Source organism: Bradyrhizobium sp. HKCCYLRH3097 (assembly GCF_051167875.1).
Classification (GTDB): Bacteria; Pseudomonadota; Alphaproteobacteria; order Rhizobiales; family Xanthobacteraceae; genus Bradyrhizobium.
In genome coordinates, this window is record NZ_JBNPTX010000001.1 from 1,197,411 (window position 1) to 1,210,979 (window position 13,569).

Genomic DNA, 13,569 nt, shown 5'->3' on the forward strand with positions numbered 1-13,569 from the left:
TCAGGGGGCGCGGCTGGGGTCGGTGGTTGGATAGACCGGCGTCGCCGTCGACATCCGCGAGGGCATCGGCGCCGCCGCCGCCACTTTCGGCGCCTCTGCCTTCGGCGTCTCCGCCTTGATGTCGGACTTTGGCGGCTCGAGCTTCAGCGGCCGCAGCGGCTGACGCTTCGCCATCGCGTCGAGTACGGCGCGGTTCGTCTTCTCGATGCGCTTTGCGGCCGCAACGTCGGCAAAGGCGCGGTCGAACTTGCGCATGCGATAGAACACGATGCCGCGGTCGATATAGGCCTCATGGTAGCGGGGATCGAGCTGGATCGCCGCGTCGAGATCGGCCAGCGCCGCCGCGAAGTCGCCCTTCTGGAACGCGGCCATGCCGCGATCGTGATGGGCCTGGGCCTCGTTCGAAGCCGTACCCCCGGCGAGCATTGCATCCGCCGTGCATGGCGCGGTCGCGCCTGCCGCGCAGGGCGCACGCTCCTGCTCGGCAGAATAGACCGTGTCGATCTTGCTGACGCGTAGCGGAAGCGGATCGGCGGATACCGAGGCATTGCTGCCCGATGCGCTGCCGACCGTTGCGCTGGCAGCCGTCTCGCCGCCGGAATTCGCGGCCGCATCGCCGGCCGTCGCCGCCTCAGTGGCGCTATCGATCGGTTTGGCGGGAACCTCGTTCGGCTTGACCTTGTTGGTCGCAACCACGATCGGCTTGAGCGGCGCGACGGAAGCCGACGACATGTGGGTGAACAGCAGGTAGCCGGTTAGCGCCACGACGGACGCACCGGCCAGCGCCATCACGCCGGACGCAACCTTGTGGACCTTGGCGACGACGGCCAGCTTGGAATCCTGCTGATGCTCGTCCTGCGCGGCGCCGAGCAGCCGGTCATAGGCCGTGCGCTGCTCCTTGTCGCCGAGAATGTCGTTGGCGCGGATGATCTGTCGAAACCGCAGCGCGGCATCCGGATCGCCGGGATTGACGTCGGGGTGGCTCTCTTTGACCGCTTTGCGGAAGGCCGCCCGGATATCGTCAGCGTCATCGTCCGGAAGAGCTCCGAGTAAATCGTAAAGCGTCTTCATCGTCGTTCTCGCTGCAGGCTTCCCTCGTCTCCGATCGAAATTCCTACGGCGAATTTACGCTGGAGCACTCGTACTAACTCTTTCCGCTTCGCATGATGGTTGGTCAATCCGGCGGAAAAATGACTGAAAATGGCGAAGTTCGTAGCCATTTTTGCCGTGTTTGAGGTCATCGCGCTCGTCCTTCTTCGCCACGGTGCGCGCAATCCCAGATTGAATCGCTGCCCTCTGACCGCCTCCGCCGCGGGACATGCACCTATGGTGAAGAGAAAGTTTGAAGCCGGATTTAACGTGAGCTGATTGGCAGCTCGGTTTGCGGCAACACCCCGCATTCCATCGCGGCAGTGTGGCGCTGCTACACACCGGCTCCTGTCCGCTGGTGTCAGGTCCCTGAGGCAGATGTCGCTGCGGGCAACAGGCCGGGCCTGAGAAGGGCGCCTCTCGCTTCGGCGGCCGCCTTGCGGAACCAGCGGCCCGGCCGCTATACCGGCCGCATGACTGAATTTCACGGTGTCTTTCCCTACCTGGCCTCGCCGATCGGCGCGGATGGAACGATCCGTACGGAGGTGCTGGGGCGTCTTTGCGACGATCTGATCCTTGCCGGTGTGCACGGCCTGACGCCGCTCGGCTCCACCGGCGAGTTCGCCTATCTCGATCGTGCCCAGCGCATGACCGTCGTGGAGACAACCATCGATGCCGCCCAGGGCCGCGTTCCCGTGATCGCAGGCGTGGCCTCGACTGCGACCGCTGACGCGGTGGCGCAGGCCAAGGCTTACCAGAAGCGCGGCGCAACCGGCATCCTGGCGGTGCTCGAAGCCTACTTCCCGGTCAACGACACCGGTATCGAGGCGTATTTCCGGGCGATTGCCGATGCCGTCGACGTTCCCGTCGTCATCTACACCAATCCGCAGTTCCAGCGTTCCGACCTGTCGCTCGACGTCATCGCGCGCCTCGCCGAGCATCCGCGCATCAACTACATCAAGGACGCTTCGACCAACACCGGCCGGCTGTTGTCGATCATCAATCGCTGCGGCGACGCCATCAAGGTGTTCGCGGCGTCCTCACACATTCCGGCCGCGGTGATGCTGATCGGCGGCAAGGGCTGGATGGCCGGGCCGGCCTGCATCATCCCGCGCCAGAGCGTCGCGCTCTACAATCTCTGCAAGGCGTCCTGCTGGGACGATGCGATGCTGCTGCAGAAGAAGCTGTGGCGCGTCAACGAGGCCTTCGCCCGCTTCAACCTCGCGGCCTGCATCAAGGCCGGCCTGTCGATCCAGGGCTACGACGTCGGCGATCCCGTGCCGCCGCAGGCCCCGCTCTCGCCCGAGCAGCGCAAGGTCGTCGAAGAGGTACTGCGCAGCCTGGGGTGAGCTAGCCCCGGCTTTGGCCCGCGCTCTCTCCTCATCGTCATTCCGGGGCAGCCCAAAGGGCTGAGCCCGGAATCCATACTCCGCGGCCTCTCGGGTGGGCAGACATGGAGACATCGAGCCTCCAAACTACCGGTCGTGGTTATGGAATCCGGGCTCGCGCTGCGCGCGCCCCCGGAATGACGGTTCGTCATGACGCACCAGCTTAAACACGTGTTGGCCACCGCAACGCCGATCCGCTAAGACCCTGCCAAATTCATTGAACTGACCAAGGACTGACGAATGAACATTCTTCCCAACAATATGCGGTTTGGTGCGGGGCAGCCCCTCAAGCGCCTGGAGGATCAGCGGCTGCTGACCGGGAAGGGGCAGTTCATCGACGACAAGGCAGAGGACGGCGCGCTGTGGCTCTACGTGCTGCGCTCCCCGCATGCGCATGCCAGGATCCTGTCGATCGACACCGCCGCTGCCCGCGAGATCGCGGGCGTGCAGGCGATTTACACCGGCGCGGACCTCGTCGCTGACGATGTCGGCACCATTCCGACCCTGGCAATCTTCAAGCGTCCTGACGGCAAGCCGATGACGGTGCCGCCGCGCCGCCTGCTTGCCCATGAGATCGTCCGCTTCACCGGCGAGGCGGTCGCCGCCGTGGTCGCGACCTCGCGCACGGTCGCGCAGGAGGCCGCGGAAGCGATCGTCGTCGATTACGAGGTGCTGCCGGCGGTGACCGATCCGGTGAAGGCGCTCGCGCCAGGCGCGCCCGTGGTCTGGGCCGAGGCGCCGGACAACATCGTCGCCGCGATGAGCTATGGCGATGCCGCCAAGGTCGAGGCGGCGTTCGCCGGCGCTGCGCACAAGGTCTCGCTCGACATCACCAGCCAGCGCCTGGTGCCCTCGGCGATGGAGCCGCGCTCGACCATTGCCGAGATCGAGAAGAAGACCGGCCGGCTGCTGCTCCATGTGCAATCGCAGACCCCGGCCTCGACCCGCGACGTGCTGGCGGAAGCCGTGCTGAAGCGGCCCAAGGAAAGTGTGCGCGTGCTGGTCGGCGACATCGGCGGCGGCTTCGGCCAGAAGACCAACCTCTATCCGGAGGACGGCATCGTCGCCTATGCCGCGACCAAGCTTAACAAGAAGATCCGCTGGCGCGCCGAGCGCACCGACGAGTTCGTCGGCGGCACCCATGGCCGCGACCTCACCTCGACCGCCGAGTTCGCGCTCGATGCCAAGGGCAGGGTGCTGGCCTATCGCGTGCGCTCGATCGGCGCCACCGGCGCCTATTCGTCGGGCGCGGCCAACATCATCCCGCTGGTGCTCGGGCCATTCGTGCAGACCGGCGTCTATGATCTGCCGCTGGTGCATTTCGAGGTGAAGACCGTGATGACGCATACGGCGCCGGTCGGCGCCTATCGCGGTGCCGGACGCCCCGAGGCGGTGTTCATCGTCGAGCGGCTGTTCGATGCGGCCGCGCGCCAGATCGGGATCGATCCGCGCGCCATCCGCAAGACCAACTACATCAAGCCGGCGCAGCTCCCCTACACCAACGCCGTCGGCCAGGTGTATGATTCCGGCGCCTTTGCCCACATGCTGGAGCGCGCGTCCAAGCTTGCCGATTGGGACGGCTTCAACGCGCGTAAGCGCGAGGCGAAGAAGCGCGGCATGCTCTACGGCCGCGGCCTGACCAGCTACATCGAATGGACCGGCGGCCGCGCCCACACCGAGAAGGTATCGCTGCACGCGACCTCCGAGGGCCGCGTCATCCTGCATTCCGGCACCATGGCGATGGGGCAGGGCCTGCAGACCACCTATACGCAGATGATCTCCGACACGCTCGGCATTCCCCTGGACAAGATCGACGTCGTGCAGGGCGACACCGATCTCGCCACCGGCTTCGGCAGCGTCGGCTCGCGCTCGCTGTTCGTCGGCGGCACGGCGGTGGCGGTGTCGTCGAACGACCTCATCACCAAGGCGCGCGAGAAGGCGTCCAACCTGCTGGAGACCGCGGTCGAGGACATCGAGTATCGCGACGGCTTCCTCACCGTCGTCGGCACCGACCGCCGCATCAGCCTGTTCGACATCGCCGGGAAGGAGCAGGGCGCCAAGCTGTCGGTCGACAGCGAGGGCGAGGTCGACGGTCCGAGCTGGCCGAACGGCACGCATGTCTGCGAGGTCGAGATCGATCCGGAGACCGGCATCAGCCGCGTGGTGCGCTACACCACGGTCGACGACGTCGGCGTCGCCGTCAATCCGATGCTGGTCGCCGGCCAGATCCATGGCGGCGTCGCGCAGGGCATCGGCCAGGCGCTGTACGAGAACGTCGCCTACGATGCCGACGGCCAGCTCCTGACCGCCACCTATCAGGACTATTGCATCCCGCGCGCCGACGACGTGCCGCCGATCGTGGTCACGCTCGACGATTCCGCGCCGTGCAAGACCAACCCGCTGGGGGCCAAGGGCTGCGGCGAATCCGGCGCCATCGGCGGCCCGCCCTGCGTCACCAACGGCGTGATGGATGCGCTGTTCGAGCTGGGGATCACCAACCTGCAGACGCCGCTGACGCCGGAGAAGGTGTGGGCGGCGATCTCCGAGGCGAAGGCGGCAAAGGCCAAAGCGTCGGCCTGAGCGAGCGCGCGGGACGCTCCCGCGCCGGACGTGCTCCTGTTGCGTCGCTCAACGCGCGAGCTACGCCGAGCTGTTCAGTGACGAGAGCGGCGAGGGTCACGCCCGCATCTGGTCGCGCCCCCTGCATGCGCAGCGGCGACTGATCTTGCTGCGTCATAGCCCGCCATTCCGGGGCAGCCCGTCAGGGCTGAATCCAGAATCTCGAGATTTTCGGTGCAATTGCGCACCTGAGGGGACGATGCTGTCGGATCGCCCCGCCGAGCCCGGCAAGACAACGATCTCATGCGAATCGTCGCGGCGCCGCGACCGACGATGATTGACCCAGATCAAGGTCGCCGACTCGCACTCGCCTCTAGATTGTATTGAACACAACGAGGAGCGTGACCATGCGGCGGTGTGCGGGCGTGATGAGCGGGGCGATGGCTTTGGCAATCGTCGCGTTTGGATCATCTCTGGCGGACGCGTGTTCGCGCGTCCTCTGGGCCGATAATGGTCAGGCCGTTGTCACCGGGCGCAACATGGATTGGCCCGAAGACATGCGCACCGATCTCTGGGCCTTTCCGCGCGGCCTTGCGCGCAAAGGCGAGAGCGGCGACGACAACGAACTGAGCTGGACGTCGAAATACGGCAGCGTCGGCGGGGCGGTTTATAATCTGGCGATCGCCGACGGCATGAATGAAAAAGGTCTTGTCGCCAACCTGCTGTGGCTCTCCGAGAGCGATTACGGAAAGCGCGATCTCAAGCGCCCCGGCCTCGCGCTGTCGCTATGGGCGCAATACAACCTCGACAACTTTGCCACCGTTGCCGAGGCGGTGGCCGACATCGAAACCGGTCGCTATCAACTCATCGCCGCCGGCATGCCCGGATACGCGACGGCGACCGTGCATTTGTCGCTTTCGGACGCGACGGGCGATTCGGCGATCATCGAAATCGTCGATGGTGGCAAGGTGCGCGTTCATCACGACCGCCGCTATCTGGTCATGACGAACTCGCCGCCCTTCCCCGAGCAGCTCGCCAATCTGAAGAAATACCACGTCTTTGGCGGCACCGAAGCGCTGCCGGGGACGAGCGAAGCGGCCGACCGCTTCGTCCGCGCCGCCTATTACATCCAGAACCAGACCAAGCCGTCGGACACCCGCCAGACCGTGGCCCGCATGTTGTCGGTCATGCGCAACGTGGCGCAGCCTTTCGTGCGGCCAGACCCGAAGCGGCCGGAGGCGTCGCACACGATCTGGCGTGCCGTCGCCGACTCGACCGACCGGCTCTATTTCTTCGAATCGACCCTCAGCCCGAACATCGTCTGGGTCAACTTGTCGCTGTTGGACCTTTCCGTCGGCGCTCCGATCCGCAAGCTCGACCTGTCCGGGGCGGACAGGGATCTGGTCGGCGAGGTGAGCAGCCAGTTCAAGCCGGCCGCGCCGCTGGAATTCAAGAAAGGCGGCTCCTGACGGGCGGAACCCTGAGGACAGATACAACGTCATCTTTATATCTGCGGTGTGGCGCCTGCACGCCACGCGACATGATTGGCGGCCGCTCACCGTGCAGCCCTGCCACCGCACCGGCCTGGAAGCGCCGCGCCGTTTGTAAAGGACGGATCGAGCTGACGGGTCGATGTCTGCCTCGGGCGAATTCCGGACATGACCGGGCGGTCCGATCAAATCGTAATTGGGGGTAGACCGGCTGTGCCATCAGCCTGCCGACCACGGCTGCCCCTGACCCGAAGCAGACCTTCGGCCGAACTGATAGCCTGCGTTCATCATCAAAGTTGGCTCGGTGTCTTCAAAACCGGTAGCAGGCAAAGCATTCGTGCTGAACGTCGTCCAAAATCGAGATTGCGGCCCACGACGCTTCGCCGTGAGCCCGGCGAACGTCATTTAGCGAGGCCCGAAAGCCCGGCGATCAGGAACGATGCCAGCACATAGCCCATGATCTTGTGCCCATAGAAATAGTAGCGGGCCCAGCCTTGCAGATCGTAATCGTAGTGCTTTTTGCGCAACTGGATGATCGGCAGCAATATGTCGAAGCTGTAGGCTAGGCCGAACGGCATTCCGTTGCGCGGCCCCTCTCTGGAAACCCGCAAGACGGTGGCCCCCGCTATCACCAGACCGATCGCCCAGAAGGCTGCTCGTAGAGGGTAATAGCCGTAGCCGACCACCAATTTGAGGGCGGTCAGCCAAGCCCACTCGCGCCCCACGGCTTTGGCGCGCTCGCTTTCGCGACCTGAATATCGGATTCTGGTCGCAAGCGCCCTGTTCCCCTGGCTCTGAACAACGGATGCGAGCTGATCGTATGGTTGTGGCGCGTAGCGAAGAAGCTTGCGAAACCAGTTCTCGAATTCGTCGGCCCTGCCTGCGTTCCGATAAGTCAAGCCATCAACATCGAGCTTCGGGGCCCAGGCATCCGCCAAAGCGGGAATGAGACCGATCTTGACGTTGCGCAGCCCGAGAGTCACACCATCCGACCATCGCGCCGAGCCAAACGCCAACTCGCCGCCGATCTCAGCCCCAGTCAAATTCACATTCTGGTGAAATTCTCCATCGGTCAGGTAAAGATTGCCTTTGATCCTGGCAGCGCCACAGTTGATCGGGCCATCAAATCTCGTGCCGCCACCCAAGAGGATATGCTGCCCAACCTCCATGCCGGCACAGTCGAGTTCGCCCGCTACTTTCGAGCGGCCGAGGACTAACCCGCCGACATGCGCAAAGCCAAGATCCACCTCGGCAAACTCGGCCGCCATGAGCAGAAACCGGTCAACTCGAAGTCCGTTCATATTGAGTTTACCAACTACTTTGGAACCAACCAGCCCTAGCTGTCCGCCCACGTGGGCGCCGCTAAGGTCTACCTGGGTGAACTCGGCCTTGTCATCCATGCGTAGATCTTGGCCGACTTGTAGTTCGCTCATATTGAGCCTTCCGGCCACCTTCGAACCGCTCAGGTTTAGATGCGCACCCACGCGGGCGCCGGCAAGGTCTACGTCGGCAAACTCGGCCTTATCACCCATGAATAGATCGTTGCCGACTTGTAGTCCGTTCATATTGAGCCTGCCGGCTACTTTCGAACCGCTAAGCTCTAACCTGCCGACGTGCGCAAAGCCAAGGTCTACCTCGGCGAACTCGGCCGCATCGCGCATGAGCAGAAATTGGTCAACTTGAAGTCCGCTCATACTAAGTTTGCCAATCACTTTGGAGCTACTCAAGTTCAGCTGTCCGCCCACATGGGCCCCGATAAGCTCAACCTCATCGAACTCAGCCTTATTGTACATGAGCAGAAATTGCGCGACTTGAATGCTGTTCATGTTGAGTTTGCCGGCTACTTTCGACCCGCTAAGCTCTAGCCTGCCGACGTGCGCGAAGCCCAGATTCACCTCGGCAAACTCGGCCCCATCGCGCATGAGCAGAAACTGGTCAACTTGAAGTCCGCTCATATTGAGTGTGCCAATCACTTTGGAGCCGCTCAAGTCCAACTGTTCGCCCACATGGGCGCCGGTAAGGTCCACCTCAGCGAACTCGGCCTTGCTGTGCATAAGCAGGGATTTGTCGACTCGAAGGCCGTTCATGCTGAGTTCGCCGGTCACTTTGGAGCCGACCAGCGTTAGTAACCCGCCCACGTGGGCGCCGGTAAGGTACACCTCGGCGAACTCGGCGTAGCCGAGCAGAGCGTGCTCGACTCGAAGGCCCAGCATGTTGAGTTTGCCGGTCACTTTAGAACCGACCAGCACTAGCACTCGGCCGACATGTGCACCGCCAAGGTCCAAGTCGGCGAACTCAGCCTTACCGTACATGTACAGACCGGCGTCGATATCGGTCCCGCTCATGTCGAGAGTGCCTGCAAATTTCGAACCGGAGAAGTTGATTTGATATTTTGATCTTGCTTGTTGGAGGCTGGCGCCCTTTTCAAGACGGCTCCGCGTCAGCTCGAGCGAATGCTGGAGTTCCGCGCCTGCGAGGTCGACAGCCTCTGTGAACCATGCGCCGCGAATGACAACGCCGCGGCGCGTCAAGGCACGGCGGTATGGGTCCTTGAGCAGGATCGTCGCGAGAAAGACCGGTCGCAGCACGCGATTCTGTGGCCAGCCTTCCGGCTTCCTGGGATCGAGGTCCCCGCCGTAGTCTGACCCTTCGTTGAAATCCGTATCCTTCCCGGCGCAGACGTGCTCCCAGACGAACTGCTCCTGTTTGGTCCAGCGTGGATCGACCGCTACGGAGCACGACTCGTCGAGGGAAGCCTGCGGCATGGGCTGTTGGGCGCGCGCACCGAAAAGCGCGACCAGCAACATGAGCACGAAGAGAAGACGCCAGCGTCGCACGACAATGCCCCCGGGTCGGCCCGTTTGGTGCCAACAGGTTATGAGATAGAGGTAAATTGTCGCTGTCAATCAATGGTTGCGTGCTGAAGGTGCTGATCGGAATATTCAGGTGTTGCGCGGAACGCGGAATCTGACTTGGTGGCCAGACCGCGCAATTCGCCACGCGTCGTCAAAGCTCTCCCGCATCAGCGGTCAAAGCGGATGTTGGCAGAGCTATGTCCAATGCGCCATATGCGGACAAGGCGGCGGGGCGGAATGCCACATTTGCGACGATAGCCGCGCGGACCTGAAGCGAGCGCGGAAGGCTCCAACCCGATCGTCGGCAGCTCTTGCACGAACGTAAGTCCCGGAACGGAGGTGTCATTTCCGAAGCTGGGGGTACACCGGCTGCGCCACCAGCTTGCCGGCCACAGCCACCCTTGACCCGTAGCCCACGTCCGCAACGGGCTGAAAACGGAGGTTTCCCGAGCGCCAATGGCTCCACGACGAGTTGCCCCCGGCAAGGTTTCAGCGCGCTCCAAAAACACCTTGCTCGGTGGCCGAGCATCGACCCGGACGTTGCGTATGTCCCCCCTGCCACCGAGCTTCCATGTGCGCGACTGCCGCCATGTTCAGGCCGCGAGGCAACGATGCCGCGCCTTGGCTGCTCGCCGGCTGAGTCGGGCAAATCAAGCGACCAATTGTGCCGGCCCGATCGTACGGGAGTGCCGTAGGGGACGAAAATCATGTGCGCGGAAAAATTCATTTCGCCAGCCGTTTCAACGCGCAAGGGCTGGTGAGGCCCTAGTCCCGAAATTTTCCTCTTTCTTTTTATCAGAAATCATGGATGATGCGTCCATCCCGCCTCAACGAGATGGGGCGTTGCGCGCGATCGTCACGACACGCGAGGCGGGGATGCGATGGACGTTTTTGCGGCGTGAGACGAACGCGGCGAGGGCGGACGTGAAGTCGTGTGGTTCTGGCATCCCGACGCTGATGCTAAGTTGCTTGGGTGATGATCCGAGCGACGACGGTGGCCAAAAAGCCCGGTGCACCGAGAAGAGCACGATATATGCGTTAAAACCGTCGCGCAGGGAAGGCCGGGATGTCTCGGCCGAACCTGTGGTTCCTGCCCCGTGCATTTTGTTCGCACGGGGGCCATGGGGGCGGCGAGCTCCCGGCCTTCCCTGCGCCCTCTCGATCTTCGAAAGGGCATGTCGATCGCAAGACCCGGGCGTGATCCGCCGCGGGACGACGACGTCATGTCTGCTGCTGTTTGAGCTGTGAATCTGGACGTGGATCGACTGCTGTCGACCGATCGACCGGCAGCTCCAGTCGCACACTGAAGTCGCCTGCCACTCCGCTGAACCGCAGCCGGCCGCCATGGGCCTGCGCGACCTCGCTCGCAATGGCGAGGCCGAGGCCTGAGCCGTGGGAGCCGTCGCCCTTCTGGAACGGGGTCAGCAGGCGTTGCTGCGCGTCGGCTGCGATCCCAGGTCCGTCGTCCCAGACCATGATCGCAACATGCGTCGCGGTTCTTCCCACCGTCACCATCAGCCGGGTCCGCGCGCCATGCGCCAGCGCGTTGTGAATGAGATTGGCGAGCGCCTCGCGCAGGCTGATGGCGTCGGCGGCGAGCATCACCTCGTCCTCCGATGGCACGAAGCTGACGGAGACTTCGCGATCGAGAGAGAGCGGCACGCTCTGCGACAGCACCGATTTCGCCAGCGCGTTGATATCGACCGCGGCGAAGCGCGGTGCTTGGGCGCGGTGCTGGATCATGGCGTGATCGAGCAGTTGGCTGGTGAGGCGGGCGAGATCCGCGATGCGACCGCGCAGCCTGTCGAGCGCCTTCGGGTCCTTGGTCTGATCGCTCAGCAGCTCGACCTCGGCATCGATCGCCGCCAGCGGCGTGCGCAGCTGGTGGGTGGCGTCGGCGATGAAGCGCTGCATCAGCGCGATGCGCTCGGCGAGGCGCTGCATGAAGCCGTCGATCGCGCCGACCAGCGCGCGCACCTCGCGCGGCGGCGTGATCGCGATCGGGCTGAGATCGTCCGGCCGTCGCTTGACGATCTCGGCCTCGATCCGCGTCAGCGGCGCGAACACCAGCCGCAGGCACAGCGCAGTCGCCACCAGCGCCAGCAGGCTCATCGCAGCGATCAGGCCGATCGCCTTGGAGGCGAGATCCCAGGTCAGCGCGTCGCGGGCGCGCAAGGTCTGCGCCAGCACGATCTCGCTCCAGCCGTCGCCGGGCGCGCCGTCGAGCTTGCGCGCCACGGCCGCGATGCGCACCGCCTGGTCGCGATAGATGCCGTCTCGCAGGACGACGCCCTCACGCAGCGCCCTGGCGGGCGCGGTGACGGCGAGATCGTCATAGCCGGCGACGACGACGCCGCGCGGATCGGTGACGCGATAGAACACGAGGTCATAGGCCGACAATGTCGCAAACGCTGCCGCCGGCGGATCCAGCGTCACGACGCCACCCTGCATGTAGATGTTCTCGGCGATCTGCACGGCGCCGCCGGCGAGCAGCTTGTCATAGGCGTCGCGCGCGGCGGTGGCGGCATATTGCCAGGCGGCGAGGCTCAGCACGATGGCGCCGACGGCCAGGATCGCGCCGATCGCGATCAGCAGCCGCGCGCGCAGCGAGGTCCTGAGGTCACGAAGCGTGGAGCTGATAGCCAAGGCCGCGCTCGGTCTTGATCTCGACGGATGTCGCCGCCAGCTTGCGCCTGAGACGCGCGACGAACTGCTCGACGGCGTTGGGGCTCGGATCCTGGTCGAAGCTGAAGAGCTGCTCGACCAGCTCCTCCTTGGCGACGTAACGCCCAGGGCGTGCGGCGAGGATTTCCAGCACGGTCAGCTCGCGCCGCGTCAGGTCCAGCGGTTGGCCGGCGACGCTGGCGGTGCGCCCGGCGCGGTCGATCACCAGCGGCCCCAGGGTCAGCAGATTGTCGGACTGGCCGGCGGCCCGGCGCAGCAGCGCCCGCGCCCGCGCCTCCAGCTCGCGATAGTCGAACGGCTTGATCAGGTAGTCGTCGGCGCCGAGGTCGAGCGCGCCGATCCGGTCGTCGACCGCCGAGCGCGCGGTCAGCACCAGCACCGGCGTGCGCAGGCCGCGCTTGCGCAGGTGCTTGAGCACGGCAAAGCCGTCCATGTTCGGCAGCATCACGTCGAGCACGATAAGGTCATAGGTCTGCACCTCGATCAGCTCGCTCGCGGTGCGGCCGTCCTTTTCCCAGTCGACGGCATAGCCGATCCGTTCGAACCGGCTGGTCACGGCGGCGCCGATCTCGGGCGTGTCTTCCACCAGCAGGATGCGCAAGGTCTTGTTGTCCGCCTCGGAGTCAGGTTCGCGTCAGTCTCCTCCTCTATCACTTCGAATAAGGGCGCCGAAGTGCACCGAGCGAAATTTCGCATTGCAATATAAAGGAGGGGAGGACGATGACCGTCCATCAATCGCCATCTCAGTTCGAGCCGCTGCTCTCGGTCGAGGGCGTGACGCTCCAGTACAAGACGCCGGACACCTTGGTCACGGCGACCTACCGCGTCGACTTCAAGGTCTTCGATTCCGACCGTTTCGTGCTGCTCGGCCCCTCCGGCTGCGGCAAATCCACGCTTCTCAAGGCGATCGGCGGCTATCTGAAGCCGACCGAGGGCCGCATCCGCCTCAAGGGCCACGATGTCAGCGAGCCCGGCCCGGACCGCATGATGGTATTCCAGGAGTTCGACCAGCTGCTGCCGTGGAAGACGGTGCGCGAGAACGTCGTGTTCGCGCTGACCGCCAGCGGCCGGCTCGGCACCGCGGAAGCCAACGAGCGCGCCAAGTCCTATATCGACAAGGTCGGCCTCACCAAGTTCATCGACTCCTATCCGCATATGCTCTCCGGCGGCATGAAGCAGCGGGTCGCGATCGCCAGGGGCATGGCGATGGAGCCCGACGTGCTCTTGATGGACGAGCCGTTCGCCGCCTTGGACGCGCTGACCCGGCGCAAGATGCAGGACGAGCTGCTGCAGCTCTGGCAGGACACCCGCTTCACCGTGCTGTTCGTGACGCATTCGATCGAGGAGGCGATCAAGATCGGCTCCCGCATCCTGCTGCTGTCGCCGCATCCCGGCCGCGTCCGCGCCGAGCTCAACAGCGTGCCGCCGGGCACGATGGGCTCGCCCGAACAGGTCGCCCTCGAAGGGCGCATCAACGACATGCTGTTCGGCCAACACTGAGAC

The 13,569-nt window shown here is 64.4% G+C and carries 9 protein-coding genes; 5 read left to right on the forward strand and 4 right to left on the reverse strand.

The window, feature by feature from the left end; all coding sequences use genetic code 11:
* Positions 1 to 1,071 carry a DnaJ domain-containing protein gene (locus ACQR0U_RS05400; protein WP_434842684.1) on the reverse strand — a complete coding sequence of 357 codons (1,071 nt, stop codon included), beginning with the start codon at positions 1,069 to 1,071 and terminating at the stop codon, positions 1 to 3.
* 129 nt (positions 1,072 to 1,200) lie between these two features.
* Between ACQR0U_RS05400 and ACQR0U_RS05405 the strand changes: the two genes are divergently transcribed.
* From ACQR0U_RS05405 to ACQR0U_RS05420, 4 genes are all read left to right on the forward strand, one after another.
* Positions 1,201 to 1,368 (forward strand): hypothetical protein, encoded by a 168-nt coding sequence (locus ACQR0U_RS05405; protein WP_316165740.1) that lies wholly within the window; start codon positions 1,201 to 1,203, stop codon positions 1,366 to 1,368.
* A 194-nt stretch (positions 1,369 to 1,562) separates the two neighbouring features.
* On the forward strand, positions 1,563 to 2,438 hold the full coding sequence (locus ACQR0U_RS05410; RefSeq protein ID WP_315713956.1) for a dihydrodipicolinate synthase family protein: 876 nt from the start codon (positions 1,563 to 1,565) through the stop codon (positions 2,436 to 2,438).
* Between the two features lie 279 nt (positions 2,439 to 2,717).
* On the forward strand, positions 2,718 to 5,057 hold the full coding sequence (locus tag ACQR0U_RS05415; protein WP_434842685.1) for a xanthine dehydrogenase family protein molybdopterin-binding subunit: 2,340 nt from the start codon (positions 2,718 to 2,720) through the stop codon (positions 5,055 to 5,057).
* Between the two features lie 419 nt (positions 5,058 to 5,476).
* On the forward strand, positions 5,477 to 6,505 hold the full coding sequence (locus ACQR0U_RS05420) for a linear amide C-N hydrolase (RefSeq protein WP_316175438.1): 1,029 nt from the start codon (positions 5,477 to 5,479) through the stop codon (positions 6,503 to 6,505).
* 422 nt (positions 6,506 to 6,927) lie between these two features.
* On the opposite strand, the gene ACQR0U_RS05425 is transcribed toward ACQR0U_RS05420, so the two are convergent.
* The 3 genes from ACQR0U_RS05425 to ACQR0U_RS05435 form a co-directional block, all read right to left on the reverse strand.
* On the reverse strand, positions 6,928 to 9,363 hold the full coding sequence (locus ACQR0U_RS05425; RefSeq protein WP_316165734.1) for a hypothetical protein: 2,436 nt from the start codon (positions 9,361 to 9,363) through the stop codon (positions 6,928 to 6,930).
* 1,239 nt (positions 9,364 to 10,602) lie between these two features.
* Positions 10,603 to 12,027 carry a sensor histidine kinase gene (locus ACQR0U_RS05430; protein WP_316165733.1) on the reverse strand — a complete coding sequence of 475 codons (1,425 nt, stop codon included), beginning with the start codon at positions 12,025 to 12,027 and terminating at the stop codon, positions 10,603 to 10,605.
* Positions 12,002 to 12,667, reverse strand: a complete 666-nt coding sequence (locus tag ACQR0U_RS05435; protein ID WP_315713962.1) for a response regulator transcription factor — start codon at positions 12,665 to 12,667, stop codon at positions 12,002 to 12,004. The genes ACQR0U_RS05430 and ACQR0U_RS05435 overlap by 26 nt, the downstream gene beginning before the upstream one ends.
* A 119-nt stretch (positions 12,668 to 12,786) precedes the next feature.
* On the opposite strand from ACQR0U_RS05435, the gene ACQR0U_RS05440 reads away from it, so the two are divergent.
* Positions 12,787 to 13,566 (forward strand): ABC transporter ATP-binding protein, encoded by a 780-nt coding sequence (locus ACQR0U_RS05440; protein ID WP_315713963.1) that lies wholly within the window; start codon positions 12,787 to 12,789, stop codon positions 13,564 to 13,566.
* The last annotated feature ends 3 nt before the right edge of the window (positions 13,567 to 13,569 follow it).